The sequence below is a fragment of the Ruegeria sp. YTSC002 genome (genome assembly GCF_059609845.1).
The window spans coordinates 176,536-194,395 of the sequence record NZ_JBXWML010000006.1 but is presented as its reverse complement, the minus strand read 5'-3'; the positions used below and the strand labels follow the sequence as shown (position 1 = coordinate 194,395).

Here is a 17,860-nt window from a genome sequence, read left to right as displayed (position 1 = left end):
TCGGTTCGGCTAAATAGAATTGAAAATTCAAGCCTTATGGGGATCCCGTGAAGGCATTTGGCCGATAGCTGATCTATCGGAAACATCTTCGGCGTTCTCGGTTTTTTCACCAGGCACAGATGCTCCAGCAGGGTCGAGTTTACCCTTTGCAATTTCCAGTGCTTCTTTTGAACCTCTAATGAGGCTGTCGCCGATCTTAGTCATCGTTCTCTGCAAATTTTTTTTGTTCATAACAGATAACATATCTTGTTGTGCATGTCTGTTAAGCGAGATGTTGTTTTCTCGTGGTTTCAAACTGTCGCAAGGGTGATTGTCTAGTTTTTCCTGAACTCCGTCAGGTGGCCAGGATTTACAGAACCCCTGACCACCCTGCCCTCACGCTTTTTGTGCTCTATTCTTCATTGTCGTGAGAAAGCGAAGCCTCAAGCGCTTCGAGCAACATTTGCTCGTGGCGAATTGGCATATCATCCACGCTCCAAGCGCGCCGCTGGTCAGGCCAAATTTGTTCGAACAGCTCCTCTGTCAGAACAACGAAGGAAATTCGTCCTCTATGTCTAAGCCACGTCGGCCCCTTGGAAGCATGCTCGGTCAGACTAAATGCCGTATCTTGGAGCATCTCGACGTCAAAACGTCTGCCTTGGATTGGTGGTAACTTTGGTCGTTTCATTCGTTTTCCTTTCAATCCGCACAACAGCAGGCACGGAGAAATCCGCGTTGGGTGCGATTAAGTGGAAAACAATCAGGGCATGATCTCAGCTATCACGACCTAGCCCTGCCGGCAACGTCGTTTGGTGGCACGAACCGGCCGCACGTCAGGCTTGATTGGAAAGACCGCAACGCGGGACAAACCCGCCTTTCGCAGCCGCGGCTATTGCTCGTGCAGAAGGTCTTCGCTCCTGCGGCACGCCTATCCTTGCGATGCAGCACAACTCTCCGAAACAGTCATTCACTAAGAACAATTTTGCCGAATTCCAAACTGCCTTTTTTGCTGCAACCTGAACCGACCATTGAGGAGCGGACGAGGTGAGCACGCACTGCGGTTTCTCGAAGGGCTGGTTCGAGAATAACCTCAAGACACGATAGTCGAAGAAGTTAGATCCAATGACACGCATCACTAATTTAATATTTCAGGCCCCAATCATAGCCATCTTGTTCAATGTCATATCGTGCATCCTATAGCCTGGCTGGTGGCGGCATGCGAATGGAATTCAGTGAATTCGAACGCCTGTTAAAACTGGCGTAGGCGGAATGTGGCGGCGAAATTTCCAGGTAAGACAACTGAAGAAAGGCAGCAGTTAAGCCACGGGATGGATCAATTGTCCAAGAATGTTACCACGGTTTCCCTTAAAGCGTCCCAATCGGTGAACTCCCGAGCACCGTCCCTTGGATCGATCTTTTGATCCTTTAAGACAACATGCTGAACGATCTCTTCTTCAAAATACCCATAGTTGTCAGGCTGCACAGCGCCCGCAACCAAAGCCGTTAGGTCAGGTTCAAAATGCGTACGCATCAGCATTTCGGTGAGATAGTCCCAGGCGTCTTCCTGGCCTCTTGCAAAAGCCGCCTTTAGGCCTACCGAAAGCACTAGCGACTTCCGGGACGCAAGCGCGTCTCTGTGCGTTTCAACAAACGCTTCGAATAGCTTAGGGTGCCGGCGTTCATGGACAGGAGCCGCAAGAATGACCCTGTCCACACCTGTAAGGGACACGTGCCGTATCTGGTCTCCGGTGTTTATCAGTATTGTATCGTAGCCGGCTTTTCTTGTGACATCGTTGATAAAACGAGCAATCTTGGCAGTCTGACCTTCAACGGTGTCGTAGGCAATCAGCACTGTCATTTCGATCCTCCCGTAAATCGATCCGAAAAGCGCGCCAACTATGCCGAAACCGTTCGCTTCAGCCCTTGATCTCAATCAAAAGTGACTGTCTTGCCAAGTTTTTTGGACGCGGGTGCGGCGTCGTTTGGTCGGCTCATGCGGTTCTGGAAAGCGCTACAGCTATCGCCAGCCAAAATCCAGTGCGTATGGTCATTGCACCGACGGTTCGCCATTCAAACGGCGTTCCAAACAGTGCCACTAATATCAGAACAGCGAACACAAGTAGTGTAGATAAGCCCATCACCCAGGCAATTCGAGTTGCCCAGGTTGTTGATTTAAAGAGCGCGATTGCACCAAGCAAATAGACAAATCCAGCCAGGAAATTGAACCAAAGCACGAATGGAACTGCATCTCCGACTGCATCTCTGGCAGCAGCACCCCCGAACAGTGCCGTTCCGCCGGAGAAAATAGTAAGAAGACCAAAGAGTGCTGCGGCTATTGCAACTGGGCGAACCCAAGGCGAAGAGGAAGGCATCGTTGTTTTCCTCTGGAATAAGATTGAATTTCGTGTCGTAAGCAATCCGCCGTCCTCGCCAAACGAACTGAAACGCACGTCCATAGTAGCAATTTTTCTCGCCATTACCCTTGATCTTTATCGTTGGGCTAAATTGATACCCATTGAAAAAGCAGCGTTTGCAGGAGGTATTTCGCAATAAATATGTGCTGTTTCCTCTTTGGGATGAACCGTTTGCAATTCCAACGATTTTTAAAGTTGGTTCGGTTACCGTGAATCTTCTGGAAACGAACGGACGACAACGCTCGAATTTGCAGCGAAAAGTGTTGATTTGAGTCAATGCTAGTTGCTGCAAGTTCACCCATACTGACCCCTCACAAAGGAGGGAGTGCGACATGTTCAAAATAATTGTGGTTGGCTTGGATGGATCAGAGGCGTCAGAAGCAGCTCTACGCGTTGCCTGTGATATCTCAAGCAAATATGGCTCCCAAATTCACCTTGTCCATACACCTCAGCCGCAAACCGTGGCTTTCGCAATGGGCGCGGTTGCTGGCTATCACGCCGTCACGACAATGCCTTCAGACGAAGAGGTTCAGCAGGCAGCAGACAAGATCATTTCCGCGGGTAAAGAGATTGCCAAAGAATACAATCAGACAGTTTCGCAAACACATACCCAACGCGGTGATCCGGTCGACGAGATCATCGCATGCGCCGAGCAATGCAAAGCTGACCTAATTGTGACGGGCCGCCGCGGATTGGGAAGCATTGGTAGCCTGATTCAAGGGAGCACCTCTCAAGGCATCAGTCGGAATGCCACTTGTGCGGTTTTGACCGTTGCCTAAATTTCAAACTTGGTCCCAATCGGCACAAAAACGATGACGATCAATAAGCTCAGCATTGAAGCCTCGTGACAAAACTAAGGTTCGATGGCTACTATGTGATGCTGAACTCCCGGCCGTGAAAACGGAGTCTGACATCCACTGCTTCATGACGGTGACACGAAAACGGATGCTGAAACCGAGGTCATGGGTGCCTGTGGCGATGACCGGCGACCAAACTGTGTTAGGCGAAACGACCCGAACTGTGGTGGAATAGATAAACTTCCCCTTTTTATTTGTGCTTTGGTTCAAGGTCAGAAGATAGGCTGTACAATCCCTGATACGTAGATCCGTGGTAACTTTGGAGCCCGACATGAACACCCCGTCCCTGTTCGACGCTCATAAACCCTCTGAAATTGCGACATTAGTTGAGACTGCTGGGGTCGCAAAGGCAAAGTTGCGAGTGGCACCCATGTTCGTTCTTGCGATGCTGGCCGGGGCATACATAGGGTTTGGCGCAGCGGCCTATACGATGGCGGTTACTGGCGCAGACAGTGCTGCGGGGCCGATCCGCGTTCTGGGCGGCGCGGTGTTTTCCCTGGGCCTTATCCTGGTGATCGCAGGTGGTGCAGAATTATTCACCGGCAATGTTTTGATGGTGATCGCAGCGGTCGACCGCAAGATACCACTGCGACTGCTGTTTCGAAGCTGGGGCATCGTCTACGCCGGAAACTTCGTGGGCGCCCTCGGGCTTGCATTGGCCTTCTCTCTAACCGGCCTGCTCGAGGGGCCGATGGGCAATACCGCCGTGGTGATAGCCGATGCCAAAGCGGGGTTGGAACCGATGGAGGCCTTCGCCCGTGGCGCACTGTGCAACGGGTTGGTATGCCTTGCTGTTTGGCTGTCCTTTGCCGCCCGCAGCGTCGCCGGCAAGGTTCTGGCCGTTTTGTGGCCCGTCACTGCTTTTGTGTTACTGGGGCTCGAGCATTCGATTGCGAACATGTTTTTCTTTCCGCAGGGTTGGGCGGCGGGGGCAACTGTGCCGGTTTTCTCAGTAGTGACCAATCTATTGTGGGTTACTCTGGGCAACATTGTCGGCGGGGCGGGAGGAGTCGCCTTGGCCTACTGGTTTGCTTACCTTGGTGCTACTAAAGGGTAAGACCCACTTCTTCGATCACAGCGCCTGCCAGAGCAAAACGAACGGTTTCAGATGGTTTTGAAGGCGTTGTCTAATTGTGCAGCCCAGATCAAGCTTTTTCTGCACTTAGTAGTCTAAATGCCGGGAGCATGGTTGTCTTCGTGGTCGATATCGGTTGTCGCATGATGGTGCAACACGAGCGGAAGCGGCACAGGCTTGCCTAAGTCCGCTGATTGGGATGCGAGCCGGTTGATCAGTCAGATATGAGAGTTGGATGCGGAGGTAACTCACCGACCTTGGGGCAAGGAGATGGCGCATTGGCTGATGACGGTGCCGGGAATTGGGCCGTTCTTTGCCACTGCACTAGTTGCCCTCTCGTTCCCGAACTGGATTCTTCGCCAACATCTAAATTCATTGATCCTCGTCAAGATTGGAAAAGGCAAGATGTGATACAGTTGGTGCCTAAAATGAGGGCTATCATGGAAGAATTAGTCGAGATTGGAAGAACATTTGTTCAGGCGATGCGTGATCGCAGGGGCCTTGCAAATGTTGATGAAATGTATGCCGAGAACGCTCAATCCATAGAAGCGGTTGTGCCTCCGGTTCGACAGTTTCGCATCACCAAAGGCCGTGATGCTATCAAAGGGAAAAGAGAGGATTGGCTGGCAGCTCATGAAATCATCGAATTTGACGTCGATGGCCCCTATGTTCATCCCCCAAACCGCTTCAGTGTGCGATATAAGGCTGACGTAAAGCAGAAGGATACTGGGCAACGTATCACCTTGAGTGAGATTGCAGTTTATTCAGTAGCAGACGGAAAGATTGTACTGGAAGAGTTCTTCATGTTGCCGAAGTAGGAGCGGCAACCCGCAATACTGACGCAGTGTTGGTTTCATCCGCACGCTGGAAGTGTGACTTGTAAGTGCTTTGACACGATGGATGGACAATTGGGCATTTGTTTCGATCGCGTGATGCTTGCGCATGCGCAACAATTCCGTCAGTTCGGCGCAACCGAAATCTAAAGTCACGCCGTGGAATCCGCATTGAGCTATTGATGCGGGTTAACAATCAGACTGCTGCGCCGGTTTTCTACCCGAGTTTGGCCTGAACAACCCTCTAAAGGGCTCTGTTTGATCCAAAACAAAGCGTTATGCGGGGTTTGAGATAACGTCACCTAGTAGCTTTAACCGCGGTACGCCAGATCATGAAAAAGAATGTGCGCGCAATACTGATCGTCGTAATGCTCCTTCTCGCAGGTGCGGCGTTGTACATATTCGTTTCAGAAGACAGCAGTGAATTGCCAATTGGATTTGTACAGGGCAATGGACGGATAGAGGCCGAACAAGTGGAAATTGCCCCCACCTTCGCAGGGCGGGTTGCACAGGTTTTGTCGGCAGAAGGCAACTTGGTTGTTGTGGGTGAACTGTTGGTTGAGATGGACACCGATGAACTGTCTGCAGCGCTTGATCGCGCCAAAGCCGAAGTAGCATTGGCGCGTCAAGCCAAGGCCGAAGCCGAGGCTGTTGTTGTCCAACGAGAAAGCCAACAGCGTCGCGCGGCGCAGGAACTGGAACGGGCAAAGGCACTGTTGGCCGGTCAAAACATTTCGATGACAGTCTTTGAAGATCGCGAAACCGCATTTCAGGTTGCCGACGCCGTTCTGGGTGCCGCCAAGGCCCGGGTTGCAACCTCGGACAGCCAGATCGCGGCTGCCGAAGCCGAAGTGCGCCGGATCGCCGCCCAGATCGAGGATGCTTCGCTTGTTGCCCCTATGCCAGGGCGCATTCTTTACAGACTGGCTGAGCCAGGTGAAGTTGTTGGCGCAGGGGAGCCGATCCTTACACTTCTCAGCTTAGAGAACGTCTATATGGACGTGTACCTGCCCGCACGCGAAGCGGGGTTGCTGCCCATCGGGGCTGAGGCGCGCATCGTACTTGATGCCTTGCCGGATTTTGCCGTTCCTGCAACCGTCACTTTTGTATCCCCCGAAGCCCAGTTCACTCCGAAGCAGGTAGAGACATTGAGCGAGCGTGAACAGTTGGTCTTTCGCGTTCGGGTTCGCATTCCTGAGGATCTGATCACTGAACGGATCGAACATGTGAAAACCGGCCTTCGCGGTATCGCTGTGATCAGGCTTTCTTCTGACAGTGTATGGCCGGAATATCTGGAAAGGCGGATTCCACCCGAACTGTTCGAATGAATTCCCAGGTGGGCACATCTGATTTCTGCGTCAGTGGTGTCACGCATAAGTACCGCCAGCGGACAGCACTCGATAACCTGTCGCTTAACCTGCCGGTAGGTCAGCTTATTGGGCTGATCGGGCCTGACGGGGTTGGCAAATCAACGCTTTTGGGATTGATCACCGGCGCGAAGAAGCTTCAATCCGGCACAATCAATGTTCTCGGAGGCCCAATCGACGACCGTGCCCATCGTCACAAAATCTGCCCTGCGATCGCATTTATGCCGCAGGGGTTGGGCCGGAACCTCTATGCAGAATTGTCGGTGCGCGAGAACCTTGAGTTCTTTTCGCGTCTCTTCGGACAAGGGCAGCAGGAGCGTGACATCCGGATCGCAGCATTGCTGTCGGCAACCGGGCTTGCGCCATTCTCTGATCGGCTGATGGGAAAACTCTCGGGCGGCATGAAACAGAAGCTTGGGCTGTGTTGTGCACTGATCCATGACCCTAAGCTTTTGGTTCTGGATGAGCCGACCACCGGCATCGACCCACTGTCGCGGCGTCAGTTCTGGGCGCTGATCGACGCGGTCCGAGAGGCTACACCCGACCTCTCCATACTGGTTTCGACAGCTTATATGGAAGAAGCCGAACAATTCGACTTTATCGTCGCGATGGATGCCGGGCGCGTGCTTTTCCATGGTTCTCCGGCAGAATTGAAGGGGGAAGCCAGCGATCTTGAAACGTCCTACCGGCGGTTGCAGGCGCACGGAGATCCCCTGATCGCACCAAGGAAAGCGCCCACACATCACCGTGAGGCAGACCCAGTGATCACGGCACGTGGATTGACGCGGCGCTTTGGCGATTTCACGGCAGTCAATAACGTCGAATTCTCGATCAACCGTGGTGAGATTTTCGGCTTCCTCGGGTCAAACGGCTGCGGCAAGTCGACCACCATGAAAATGCTGACAGGTCTTCTGCCCGCAAGTGACGGTGAGGCGCTACTGTTCGGAAGACCGGTTGATGCACGCGACCTGAGGATGCGTCGCGAGATTGGCTATATGAGTCAGGCATTCTCGCTTTATGGCGAGTTGACCGTTCGGCAGAATCTCCAGCTACATGCCCGGATCTTTGCAATCACGGACCGCGATAGGCGTATCGATGAACTGGCGGAACGCTTTGGCCTGATTGCACAAATGGACATGCTGGCCACGGCGTTGCCACTTGGCATCAAGCAACGTCTTTCCCTGGCCGTCGCTGTGATCCACCGACCTCGCGTGCTGATCCTGGATGAGCCAACCTCGGGGGTGGACCCTGAGGCGCGCGACTCGTTTTGGGCGTTGCTGATTGAGCTTTCGAGAGATGAAGAAGTGACGATTTTCGTCTCGACCCATTTCATGGCCGAAGCAGAGCGCTGTGATCGGGTGTCGTTCATGCACGCGGGCCGTGTTCTGGCTGAGGGAACACCGGATGAGTTGATCGCCGGGGCACAGGTAGACAGTCTGGAAGAAGCATTTGTCACGGTATTGAAGGCAGCTGACCCTCCGGCACCGGTAAAAGCTCCTGAGGCATCGGTTCATGCCCTTGATGACAGCGCTGGCGGGGGTATCAGGCGCACACTGGCATACACGAAGCGTGAAACCATCGAGATTTTGCGCGACCGCGTGCGTTTGGCGTTTGCGTTCCTGGGCTCGGTGATCCTGATGCTGGTCTTTTGCTACGGGATTACGCTGGACATCGAAGAACTGGATTTCGCGGTACTGGATTTGTCACAGGGGCCAGAAAGCCGCGCCTACATTGCAGAGATTTCAGGATCGCGCTACTTCAACCCAACGCAGCCACTGACGAGTATCGATGAGGGCCATGAACGGCTGGCCCGAGGAGATGCCTCGCTGGTTGTCGAACTCCCACCTGACTTTGGGCGCAAGATCCGCTCTGTTGAAGCAACGGACGTGCTTGCAATTGTGGACGGCGCAATTCCGTTCAAAGGCGAGACTGTAGAAGGCTATGTGGCGGGGCTCCACAATACCTTTTTGGCGGCAATGGCCCGCCAAAACGGTGTGCATCCGGTCGAGATCGCCCGTATCGAGCCACGCTTCAGGTACAATCAGAGTTTCGAGAGTATTGCCGCAATGGCCCCGGCCATGCCTGCGATCCTTTTGATAATGTTACCGGCAGTTCTGATGGCGGTTAGCGTCGCACGTGAAAAAGAGTTGGGAACAATCACCAATTTCTATGCAACGCCAACGACGCGGCTTGAGTTTCTGGTTGGCAAGCAAATCCCTTATATCGCAATCGCGTTCGCCAATTTCCTGCTCTTGGCTGGAATGACGGTCTTGGTTTTTGATGTACCGCTCAAAGGCAACCCGGTTCCTCTGGCAATCGGCGCGTTGCTGTATGTCTGGGCTACAACATCCTATGGGCTACTCATTGCGACCATGACTTCAAGCCAGGTGGCCGCTACCTTCGCCACCGCGATCGCCTCGGTCGTACCTACGATTCAGTTCTCCGGGTTGTTACAACCGGTTTCAACGCTTGAAGGCGGTGCGCAAACAATCGGATCGCTCTGGCCGTCATCCTATTTCCTGCACCTGAATGTCGGTGCCTTCACCAAAGGGCTGGGCTGGGATGCGCTTGCCCCTGATCTTCTGGCCCTGGCCTGTTTCGGACCGGTGCTAACGTTGATCGCTGCCCTTTTACTTCGAGCGCAGGAGAAATAAATGCAACGGTTGTCCTGCATCTTCTGGCTTGGCTTGAAAGAAATGATGAGCCTTCGGCGTGATTGGGTGATGATGGCGCTGCTGGTCTGGTCATTCACGCTGGCACCCGTGATGGAGGCGACGGGGGTTTCGAACTCGGTCAACAATGCCTCCATTGCATTTGCCGATGAGGATGGCTCGCCCCTTTCACGGTCTCTTGCCACGGCATTCTTCCCTCCTGAGTTTCAACCCGTTGTCCAGATCGCACCGGGTACCGGAGCCGAAAAGATGGATGCCGGGCATTTCCTGTTTGTGGTCGCGGTGCCACCAGGGTTCGAGAAAGATGTTCGCGCCGGGCGCACGCCGGAAATTCAGGTTTTGATTGATGCGACGGCGATGGAACAGGCCGGGATTGGCGCAAACTATATCGTCAATATCCTAAGCGCCGAGATCCGTCGCTTTGCCATTGGTGCGGACCTGGCTGAGTCATTGCCCGTCGATATCATCATGCGCAGTGCGTTCAATCCCAACCGTGATACTGTTCGTTTTGCTGGCATTGTGGCGCTCATCGGCCAGATCATGTGGCTGACCACGATCCTCACCGGTGCCGCGATGATCCGCGAGCGTGAACATGGTACAATCGAACATCTGCTTGCGATGCCGCTTACCCCGTTTGACATTGCGATGGCCAAGATTTGGGCAAACGCAGCGGTGGTTCTTGTCGCGGCCGCCTTATCGCTGACCTTTGTTATGCAAGGTTTCCTGGGGATCAACATCGCGGGGTCGAAGGTGTTGTTTCTTTTTGGCACCGCGCTGTTTCTTTTCACAGCAACCGCACTTGGGGTATTTCTTGCAACGATTGCACGCTCAATGGCGCAATTCGCACTTTTGGTAATGCTGACAGTCCTTCCGATGCTGATGCTGTCGGGAGGTGAGACACCGATCGAGGGGCAGCCCGACTGGCTTCAGGTCGGAACATCGATCCTTCCGTCCCGCCATTACATGTCCGCCAGCCAATCCATCATCTTCAAGGGGGCGAGGTTTGAGACGGTCTGGCCAGAGTTCTTATGGATGGCGTTACTCGGCGCAATCCTTCTGGCGTCAAGCCTGATGCTTTTCAGACGCTCGGTGGCGCAATAGAGTCAGATCAGTTTACCCCTTGGCCTGGACGTATGACCGGTAATGCGCCTTGTTTCATTCGGAATGCCGATACGGCCGGGATGTCCTTTTGGCGCGTTACCGAGGACGCTTGCTTGCGCAAGATCAAGGTAATTGGACGAGTTTTTTGCCATAATGCAGCCTCTCCCCAATCGCACCGAAGGAGGAGGATCAGAAAATGCTTGAAGACAAAAAAACACAACTGTTTGCTGGAACACATCCGCTCTCTGATAATTTTCGACGCGAAATGGAATCCATGATGTCGCGCTTTTTCGGGGGCGCAGCGCCATTCCTTCCGCTGGAAACAGCCGCGCAACGCACCGGCTTCCCGTCGTTGGACATGACGGGTGCGATTTCGCCGGCGATTGACATCCACGAAACGGATACAGCGATCGTTCTCACGGCTGAATTGCCGGGTCTCGAAGAAGACGACGTCGAAGTCGAAATCAAAGACCGTAGATTGACGCTGCGGGGCCAGAAGAATGTTACGCATGATGACACAGGCGATCTGCGCGTTAGCGAGAGAAGCTATGGCAGTTTCACTCGGACAATGACGCTGCCTGATGCAGTCGATATCGAGGAGATTTCCGCTGCGTTCGACAAAGGTGTCCTGCACGTCACGATGCCGAAAACCGAACCTCAGGATCCCAGCCGGAAGATCAAGGTCTCATCGAAATAGGCGCAATGGAGGCGCACACGCAACCTTCATGGTCCAGGCAGCATGCGCGGACCCTTGGTGTTCTTAAAACGAGCACACTATTGCCCACCATAGCGGTTTCACTGCTGCGCATGATAATGTGCCAATAGGGCTAGAGTACTGAGATGGACAATGCGGACGCCGGACAAAAGCGATGTGGAAACTGAAACGGGCGATGTCCGTGCATTTCTGGAGAGCTTGACGGGGCCGTCCCGCGGAACCGTTACCTGGCTTGTCGGCAACGCTTTGGCTGCTTCGGTGGGTCCTGATCGTATCCTGAAGTTCAGGCGAAAAGAGGATTTGCCCCCGCATGACGAAGACGTGGCAACGATTCAGTGGTCGCAAGGCGGTTACGCGCTAAACGCTTTGCCTGGCCGGGATATCTGGGTCAATGGTCAAAAAACTGCTTCGGCAGTTCTTGGGCATGGCGACATGATTGAGTTCGGTGCAGAGGGGCCCATGTCGCGCTACAGGGTGTGTGACCACTCATTCCCGGCACATCACACGGTCGAAGACATAATAAGTGACGCTTATGTGTATGCGCGCTCCAGCCGACGACCCTTCGCCAGAAAAATGTCCGGTGCGCTGCGCGAAGGCGGGCGTCGGCTGACATCACAAACCACGGTTTTGTTCAGGGTTACCGTTATCGGTGTGCTTCTTCTGATCTTTGCCTTTGGCTATTTGCTTTTTCAGAACGATCGGAAGCTGGCGGACAGCCTTAAACAGGAGTCTCTCAAGATCGAGGCGGTTGCTGTCATGCTTACGCAGACGCGAGAAGATGCACTGACGGCGGATGATCTGGTCGCGCTCAGAGAAGCGTTTGACAACCAGGTGATTTCCACCGAGCAGCGCCTTGGCACTTTGGAAGAACGCGCTGGTGCGTCAAGGCGAGTTATCACAGCCTCGACGCGATCTATTGCCTTTATCCAGGGTGCTTACGGATTGCGACAGACCGAAAGCGGCAAATTGCTGCGGCATGTGCTTGGCCCGGACGGGGAGAAACTAAAAACTCCATTCGGAAAACCATGGATTGAGCCAGATGCGGAAGGCGCGCCGGCAGAATTTCAGTTCACCGGAACCGGGTTTCTATTGCAGGACACATCTCTTTTGGTGACCAACCGTCATGTCGCCTTGCCCTGGACGACCGGGGATCGAGCGCAGGCCCTGAAGGCAGCAGGGCTTGAAGCCGAGATACTTAGCCTGCTGGCTTATCTTCCAGAACAATCCAAGCCAATGGAAGCGGTATTGCTTAGGGCAAGCAAAACGGCCGATCTGGCGCTTCTGTCCGTTGATGCGAACCGTGTTCAAGGGCTTGGACTTTCACTGGCACCTCACCCGACGCGAGCAGGTGAAGAAGTTTTCTTGCTTGGATTTCCGACTGGCCTTAAGGCCTTGATTGTGCAGGCTGGGCCGGATTTTCTGAAAACGCTTGAGAGAGACGGCGCTGTCGATTTCTGGACTATTGCAAAACACCTTTCAGAGCAGAACAAGATCAGGCCTCTGGCCAGCCGGGGGATCGTCGCCCAGACCAGTCCCGGTGCAGTCGTTTATGATGCTGAAACCACAACCGGCGGAAGCGGCGGACCTGCCCTTAACCGAAACGGCGAGGTGGTTGCTATAAATGCCGCGATCTTACCCGAATTTGGCGGCTCGAATATTGGCGTTCCGGTGTCACACCTCAAGATACTTCTCGATGAAAGCGATTGATCCGCATATTCAATCGCGCGTCTGATAAGGCGAGTTTTGCACCAGAAAAACCACAGCCAGTGGGATGATGACAGAGATCAAGCCCACGGTAATCAGCAAGTTCCCCAAATGGCTATAGTCAGCGACGGAGGCAACGGTACCCGTTCTGGGATCGGTAACCGCGCGGGTAACGGTAAAGATCTGATTCAGGTATTTTGTACCGAGACTGCTTGCTGACAATGCCATGTTGGTGAACGAAGCCATGACCGCAAAAAAGGTAGCCTTCAGATGTGTTGGGGCGTTGCGCGCGATCCAAGCCAACATTGGGACCATCGCGATCTGACCCAGCGGTGACTCAACGGCTGTGTCAAGAATGGCGATAAACCTTGCATCCACGACCCCACCTGTGCGCGCGGCCGTCCATTCATGCACCCCGTAGTACAAGGCAAGGTTTGGCAGGGACAACACTCCGGTGGCAATCGTGAGTAACACTACAACCTGCGCAATCGAACGACTTGCCATAAACGGCCTGAGGATAATCAGGCCAAGCAGAGCAAGTAGTGAGGTCAGAAGCGCTAGAATGGCCAGGAACTGTTCGTCAAACCCAAGCTCGTCGATCTCGAACCAGGTCAGGCCCGGTCCTGGCAAGGGAACAGCTCGAAAAACGAAAATGATAGTTGCTGTCCCGATCAGAACTTTGGCCTGTTTCGACTCTAGCTCTCTCAGCAAACGCGACATGAGGTAGAGAATAACCGTGAGCGACACCGCAAAAACGGTCTCTTGCGCGAAGGCAAAATTTGCGGTTCCCAACACTATGCTGAGAACAACAAACGCAAATCCGCCCAGCAGTATCGGCCACCTGACTTCGGTGGTTTGATCTGGTCTGTGCAGAAGGTGTCCTCGACGAACGAGGCGACGCTGTATCAGAGCGTGAAGAACCACTCCACTGACGGACAACAGTGGGATAGCCAGGGCAATGAGATAGACCCGACCGTAGAGAACCAAACGATCGGTTTGCTCCAGATTTTCCGCCCCCGAAAAAATCCAGATGTTAACCGCGGCGACCCCCGCAAACCCTGATATGATCGCAATCCTGCCGAGGGTCTGCATGGTGGTGTGCCGGGCACGAACTTCGTCCTGAATAAACGCGCGTCCGTCTTGGTCCGATTGCGGCACTGCTTCGACTGTCATGGCGTCAGCAACGACATCCTGAATGGCATAACCTGAAGGAGCCAACATCAAGGCAACGACGTACCAATCCTCAAGTGGCATAATGCCGGCCATTCGGTCAGGCGCAGCCACAAGCCTGTACATGATGAGCAATGACGCCGTGATAAGGGATGCGCCAACAACAATCAGCAGGGATTTCCAGCGCCAGAACAGATCAACCAGATGACCCAGCGGCATTTTTAGAATCCATGGCAACCCGGCCCAGAATGCCAATCCCGCAACAAAAGCGGCGGATAGATTCAGATAGTCCTTAAGAAAAAACGCACCGACGACGGATGTTAGCCCCGAAACCCCGGCCGCAAAGTAAACCATCAATGGTGGCAGGTAAGACCATTGCAATTGCGCGATCAGATCGACGAAAGTCCGGTGCCACCAGCCTGAAAACCGCCTTCCAAATGTTGATCGGTCAGTGTTCATGCGTCAGTTGGACCCCGTTCTGATGACCCTGTGCTGTCGGTTTTTCTCTCAGAGAAATCCGGCACCAAAAAGCAGAGCGCTGGTCAGCACCCCAAGAATTGGTACAAAAAGAGGTACGCGGAAATGTTCCCGAGTTGACCCTGGCCGGGACTTCAGCAATATCAGCGAGATGTTGACCAAAACAAACACCCCCAAAACGATCTGGGATGTGCGTTCCGCTAGTATGCCGATTGGCAAGGTTTGCGTCAGCAGAAGAATTACCGCAACTACCAACAGGGTTGCGACGACCGGTGTTTGGGTAACCTGCGGGACAGTCGCCAGTATTTTCGGAAGATGATCCCGGTCGGCAAGACCATAGATCACCCGCGACGCCATAATCATCTGGATCAAGACGCCATTGACTGTTGCAACGACTGCGACTGCGGCGAACCCTTGTTTGATTACTTCGGGTGCGTCGAAGAAAACCAGCGTGAGTGGGGCGGCCGAGGTCGACAAAGTATCGATAGGAACAACGAGCAGAACCGTGATCGAGGTCGCTAGATACAAACCCGTCGCCAGAACGAGCGTCAAAAGGATGGCCTTTGGAATTGTGTGGGTTGGGTCTTTTACCTCTTCCGCGACGTTTGCCATGTCCTCAAAGCCGACAAAGGCAAAAAATGCCAGCAGAGATGCCGCCATAATACCGCGCCAGGTACTGAGCTCGAGTCCCGGAATCATCTCACTAATTTCATGGCCTTGCGGTTCCTGCACAGACATGCCCCAGCCAATCACAAAAAGAAGCCCCGCGATCTCGATGACCGTGATCACGGCTGCCACAAATACCGATTGTGTAATGCCCCAGATTGCAATCAGCCCCATGACCGACACAACGCCGATCGTAAGCAATGCGGTGCCAAGCCCCGTCAGGGTGTGAAGGTATGAGGCCGCCCCAATCGCAACAGCGGAGGCTGAAATAATCCCAGACGCAGCAACGGCAAGACCGATTAGAACCGCCATCCAGCCCCTTTGAAATCCCGCTTCAACGTATGCCGCTTCACCCGCGCTTACGGGATAGCGTGTCGCGAGTTCGGCGTACGACAAAGCCGTCAGCGAAACGACGAGCGCTGCAACAAGAAACGAAACTGCAGCATAAGGGCCCGCGGCCTCGGCGGTTGCGCCGACGAGCACATAAATTCCCGCACCGACGGTAACACCGAGCCCATATAATGTAAGCAACGGGGTGGTGAGAGAACGTCGGAGTTTAGGGGACGGTGGATCAACTGTATGCATTCACCTCACTCCTTGATGGGCAATTGCCGGGTTACCGAAGCTGTGCCGCAAACAAGCACCCCGATGATAAACCAAGGGCTCATCACCGCTCATGCCGAGCTTCTTCTGAAACATTCATACTTTGATATGTAATTCTTTATTTGGCGTTGATCTATATCATCAGGCGCTAAGACTGATCGGAGAGGCGGATCCGAGTGTTGCGACCGTCGTTTCGTGATGGTTTTTCCCAGCTGGTACTCAAAGGTTGAATATGAGCGAGATCAATGAAGCATTCATTCGATATCGCGTATTTTCAACTCGAAATGCTGATCTCGGAGGAGGAACAGATGCTAGTTTGTCGCGGACTTCTTTTGTCAATATTTGCTGCAAGTGCTGCACTGGCGCAGGATATTGACCTTCAAAATGGGCACGATCTCTACAGAACTTATTGTTGGCAATGCCATGGTTTCGAGGCCACAGGAGATGGTCCAATGGCGGAGATGCTGGCGATAAGGACACCTGATCTGACGAGGCTCGCGGCCCAAAACGACGGTGTTTTTCCGATTGAGGCGGTGGCGCGTCAAATTGATGGTCGCGCACCATTGCTCGCGCATGGTGGAGAAATGCCCATTTTTGGACCAGCTTTGGATTCGGATCAAAAAGTTGCGCTGACGATGCCTGACGGCCAACCGATGTTCGCAGGTGTGCCGTTGGCGAATGTGATTGCGTATCTTGAGGCTATACAGACTGAATAGGTTGGCACAAAGCCCACCCTTGGGTTGCAGGACACCACTACCACGTTTGCCGGCGGTGGTTGATTTACATTAAGGCAAGTTTCCACGATCTCAGTTAATATTCAGCATTTAGAGATGAGGAGGAATCTCCGATGCCTGAAGAGAAGCCAAAATCAAGTTACTCCAACACACTTGTAGATATTTTCAAGCAGATGCAGCCGACTACTACAGCCAATCCGTTTCTGGGCGCTCAGCTTGAGCAATTTTGGGACACGCAGGAGAAGTCACTGAAAGAGGCAGAGGCCTTTGCTCAACATTGGTTTGAGAGGCGTCACGAGGCTGTGCGAACCGCGCTGGAAGCTTCGCGCTCGGCGTCTGCTGCAGACCCGACTGATCCGGCAAAAGCGCTGCAATCCATAGCAGAGTGGCAGAAGCACTCAGCCGAACGCCTTGTGGCTGACGCTCAGGAATGGTTCGAAACAGTTGCCCGATGTGCAGCATATGCAGCGGAAACCGAAGCCGAAGCTGTGGAAAAGACAATAGATGATGTTGCAAGCACAGCAAAGAAAGCGGGTAAGTCTTCGAAATCAGAACCGGTATAGAGAGCCGTATCACCGCAGAGGTCGGAACGATCGCAGCTGGAGCAATGGAAGGTAGCTCATATGTATAAAAACATTCTGGTACCAGTCGCACTGGACAAAGATCACGATACACAGGCCTCATTTGAAGCTGCTCGTTTGCTGGCAAATGCCGATGCGGAATTCACAGTGCTTCATGTGCAGGAACCGATCCCTGCATATGTGGCATCTCAGATACCCGAGGAAGTTCTGGCAAATACGCGAAAAGAACTTCAGGAAAGCTTACATCTGAATGCTGCGGAGCTATCGGGTGCGAAACCGCGCCTTGTCTCGGGGAGCGCTGGCCGCGCGATCGTTGACTTCGCAAATGAAAATGACATCGATTGCATAGTGCTGGCCTCACACAAGCCGGGGATCGAGAACATTTTTATTGGGTCAACTGCAAACCGGGTCGTTCACCACGCCAATTGTTCTGTCCACGTGATCCGCTGAAACGGTTTCTGGTGAGTGCCGCACGTCGATTATGCGGCCGGTTACTCGATATTGCAGACCTTGGCGCAAACGCGGTGAATTTACCCTTTGTCCCGCGACTCGTTCCTTGCCTGACGAAATCTTGCTGCGCCCGACATGAATGGCGGCTGTTAACACAGCATTGCCGCGCTAAAGATGATGCCTTCGCGGCAAAATCCGTGCTGCGAGCGCTCGCAGCGAGAAAATCAAATTCACGGGTTGGGCTCATTGCAGTCGTTCTCTGCTCGTTGAATGAAGGACTGCTTGTTAATTGTTCGGTTAGAAAATCGCGGATTCTGGAGTCTCAAAAATTCAAAACTCTAAGTAGCTGTTTTTGTTGGAATCGCAGTCTCACTATTAAGGTGATCCGACATGGGATCGAATTATTGAGACTCGTCCCCCTTTGAATTCAACACCTTGAGATTTTTGCGCTTTTTGAATGCT

Annotated in this window: 17 protein-coding genes; 11 read left to right on the top strand and 6 right to left on the bottom strand. The window is 53.4% G+C overall.

Annotated features, from left to right (window positions below; all coding sequences use genetic code 11):
- Positions 1–27: 27 nt before the first annotated feature.
- From AC2FFD_RS13680 to AC2FFD_RS13665, 4 genes are all read right to left on the bottom strand, one after another.
- Positions 28–204, bottom strand: a complete 177-nt coding sequence (locus tag AC2FFD_RS13680; RefSeq protein WP_496873333.1) for a hypothetical protein — start codon at positions 202–204, stop codon at positions 28–30.
- A gap of 187 nt (positions 205–391) precedes the next feature.
- Complete coding sequence (locus tag AC2FFD_RS13675) at positions 392–667, bottom strand: hypothetical protein (protein ID WP_142636283.1); 276 nt, start codon at positions 665–667, stop codon at positions 392–394.
- Positions 668–1,312: 645 nt separating this feature from the next.
- Positions 1,313–1,837, bottom strand: a complete 525-nt coding sequence (locus tag AC2FFD_RS13670; RefSeq protein ID WP_496873332.1) for a flavodoxin domain-containing protein — start codon at positions 1,835–1,837, stop codon at positions 1,313–1,315.
- Positions 1,838–1,970: 133 nt separating this feature from the next.
- Positions 1,971–2,456 (bottom strand): hypothetical protein, encoded by a 486-nt coding sequence (locus tag AC2FFD_RS13665; protein ID WP_496873331.1) that lies wholly within the window; start codon positions 2,454–2,456, stop codon positions 1,971–1,973.
- 269 nt (positions 2,457–2,725) lie between these two features.
- Between AC2FFD_RS13665 and AC2FFD_RS13660 the strand changes: the two genes are divergently transcribed.
- The 8 genes from AC2FFD_RS13660 to AC2FFD_RS13625 all read left to right on the top strand — a co-directional run bounded on the left by AC2FFD_RS13660 (position 2,726) and on the right by AC2FFD_RS13625 (position 12,720).
- Entirely contained in the window at positions 2,726–3,172 is a 447-nt protein-coding gene (locus AC2FFD_RS13660) for a universal stress protein (protein WP_058283451.1), read from the top strand.
- Positions 3,173–3,521: 349 nt separating this feature from the next.
- Positions 3,522–4,307 (top strand): formate/nitrite transporter family protein, encoded by a 786-nt coding sequence (locus AC2FFD_RS13655; RefSeq protein ID WP_496873330.1) that lies wholly within the window; start codon positions 3,522–3,524, stop codon positions 4,305–4,307.
- Positions 4,308–4,765: 458 nt separating this feature from the next.
- Positions 4,766–5,143 (top strand): SnoaL-like domain-containing protein, encoded by a 378-nt coding sequence (locus AC2FFD_RS13650; RefSeq protein WP_496873329.1) that lies wholly within the window; start codon positions 4,766–4,768, stop codon positions 5,141–5,143.
- Positions 5,144–5,526: 383 nt separating this feature from the next.
- Positions 5,527–6,486, top strand: a complete 960-nt coding sequence (locus tag AC2FFD_RS13645; RefSeq protein WP_480814663.1) for an HlyD family secretion protein — start codon at positions 5,527–5,529, stop codon at positions 6,484–6,486.
- Positions 6,483–9,179, top strand: coding sequence for a ribosome-associated ATPase/putative transporter RbbA (gene rbbA, locus AC2FFD_RS13640; RefSeq protein ID WP_496873328.1), 2,697 nt, complete (start codon positions 6,483–6,485; stop codon positions 9,177–9,179). The genes AC2FFD_RS13645 and rbbA overlap by 4 nt, the downstream gene beginning before the upstream one ends.
- Positions 9,180–10,298 (top strand): ABC transporter permease, encoded by a 1,119-nt coding sequence (locus tag AC2FFD_RS13635; protein ID WP_170397480.1) that lies wholly within the window; start codon positions 9,180–9,182, stop codon positions 10,296–10,298. It begins immediately after the preceding gene.
- 196 nt (positions 10,299–10,494) lie between these two features.
- Positions 10,495–10,995, top strand: a complete 501-nt coding sequence (locus AC2FFD_RS13630) for an Hsp20/alpha crystallin family protein (protein WP_496873327.1) — start codon at positions 10,495–10,497, stop codon at positions 10,993–10,995.
- A 150-nt stretch (positions 10,996–11,145) separates the two neighbouring features.
- Complete coding sequence (locus AC2FFD_RS13625) at positions 11,146–12,720, top strand: trypsin-like peptidase domain-containing protein (protein WP_170397476.1); 1,575 nt, start codon at positions 11,146–11,148, stop codon at positions 12,718–12,720.
- Between the two features lie 9 nt (positions 12,721–12,729).
- Here AC2FFD_RS13625 and AC2FFD_RS13620 read toward each other — a convergent pair whose 3' ends face one another.
- Positions 12,730–14,346 carry an MFS transporter gene (locus AC2FFD_RS13620; RefSeq protein ID WP_425078529.1) on the bottom strand — a complete coding sequence of 539 codons (1,617 nt, stop codon included), beginning with the start codon at positions 14,344–14,346 and terminating at the stop codon, positions 12,730–12,732.
- A gap of 48 nt (positions 14,347–14,394) precedes the next feature.
- On the bottom strand, positions 14,395–15,615 hold the full coding sequence (locus AC2FFD_RS13615) for an APC family permease (RefSeq protein ID WP_496873326.1): 1,221 nt from the start codon (positions 15,613–15,615) through the stop codon (positions 14,395–14,397).
- Positions 15,616–15,878: 263 nt separating this feature from the next.
- Here AC2FFD_RS13615 and AC2FFD_RS13610 point away from each other — a divergent pair, with 263 nt between their 5' ends.
- The 3 genes from AC2FFD_RS13610 (at position 15,879) to AC2FFD_RS13600 (ending at position 17,398) form a co-directional block, all read left to right on the top strand.
- Positions 15,879–16,349, top strand: a complete 471-nt coding sequence (locus AC2FFD_RS13610) for a c-type cytochrome (protein ID WP_082643718.1) — start codon at positions 15,879–15,881, stop codon at positions 16,347–16,349.
- 131 nt (positions 16,350–16,480) lie between these two features.
- Entirely contained in the window at positions 16,481–16,930 is a 450-nt protein-coding gene (locus AC2FFD_RS13605; RefSeq protein WP_480683633.1) for a phasin family protein, read from the top strand.
- A 60-nt stretch (positions 16,931–16,990) separates the two neighbouring features.
- A complete protein-coding gene (locus AC2FFD_RS13600; protein ID WP_425078527.1) occupies positions 16,991–17,398 on the top strand; it encodes a universal stress protein in 408 nt (135 codons plus the stop codon).
- The last annotated feature ends 462 nt before the right edge of the window (positions 17,399–17,860 follow it).